Raw genomic sequence first — 1,415 nt, forward strand, 5'->3', positions numbered from 1 at the left:
GTATAACAAGGGTTTGGCGCAATGGCGGGTTAAGTGCAAAATTTAAAGTTTTGGATTTCTATTCCGCAAAAAGCCAATTATATTGACTTTTTTCTTAAATTTATTCAATTAATTGGCTTTTGCTTACCGTGTCGTTAAATTGAAACTTTTCGCTTCAATTTCCGCCACTGACGCCAAGCCCCGAAACGTTATATGTAATTTTATAAAATGAAGAATTTAATAACAACAATATTTATTTCAATTTCAATATTTACTTTTGGTCAAACTAATATATCAAAATTAAAATCCTATAAAAATGTAGTTACATTTAATAATTGTAATCATATAAACAGTGATAATAAAAATGAAGTAATTCAATGTATAGATAATAATTTTGAAACGTTTTCTAATAATTATTTCAAAAAAATTAACACGATTAAATTTGATTCAATAAAATCAACAAAAGAAAATATAGTTAATGCCTATTTTGATATTGTATATTCAAATAATGGTCAATTAAAGGATATTAGACTTTTAAATATAAATTCATTAAATAATGATATATCAAAGGATATTATAAATAAAATTAATCCATTAATAAAACCTTTTTTTAATGAGTTTTTTTTAATATTAAATGGTGTAGAAAAACCAGCAAAAAACTTTAATAATGAAGATGTTGAAAGTGAATTACCATTTAATATCACTATTAAATTATATAACGATGAATTACTTTTTCAATATCAAAATATTCCAACAATATTAGATTTTAATGATTATTCAAATCAATTAGAAATTAACGAATATTATGCTATCATTTATAAAAATTTAGAGTCAAAAATATCTTCTGGATTTTCTGAAATTGCAAAAAAAAATAATATTTCAAAATCCGTTGCACATCTAAAATTTGAAATATCAAGTACAGGTGAAATTACGAACATAGATGCAAAAACAGAAAATTCTGATGACGTTATTTTGGGGGATTTCATAATATCATTATTTAAAAATGAAATACAAAAAAATAATAAAATAGTCATATCAAAACTAAAAGATGGAAAACCAACTAATAAGAAATATATGATGTCATTTCAATTTGGTTATCGATAAAACTACATATAACATACTATTTGCGAAAAAACGGGCTGAAAGTAAACTTTCATCCCAGCTTTTTCCACTCGGAAAATTGCTTTTCTTAAAACTTTCAATTAATTTAGTTTCAGCCAAGCAATTTGCTTGAAAGCACGAATTTGAACTTTCGTTCAATTTCTCTCCCGTTCTTCGCAAATACTCGGCTCGTTAGCAGAAATTTTTCCGCGGGTTCAGAAAACTAATGCAACACTATAAATTATTAATTTAGTGTTGTTATGAGCCAAAATTATACAAGATTATCCCAACAAGAACGATTTAAAATTGAGAAATATTTAGATCAAAAACTTTCC

The 1,415-nt window shown here is 24.7% G+C and carries 1 protein-coding gene; it reads left to right on the forward strand.

The window, feature by feature from the left end; genetic code table 11:
- The first annotated feature begins 207 nt into the window (after positions 1-207).
- A complete protein-coding gene (locus IM532_RS13600; protein WP_194184036.1) occupies positions 208-1,083 on the forward strand; it encodes a hypothetical protein in 876 nt (291 codons plus the stop codon).
- The last annotated feature ends 332 nt before the right edge of the window (positions 1,084-1,415 follow it).

The organism is Faecalibacter rhinopitheci (assembly GCF_015234135.1).
Classification (GTDB): Bacteria; Bacteroidota; Bacteroidia; order Flavobacteriales; family Weeksellaceae; genus Empedobacter; species Empedobacter rhinopitheci.

Coding starts and splice junctions, on each gene's coding strand:
- IM532_RS13600 (WP_194184036.1), top strand. CDS start 208: ATGAAGAATTTAATAACAACAATATTTATTTCAATTTCAATATTTACT.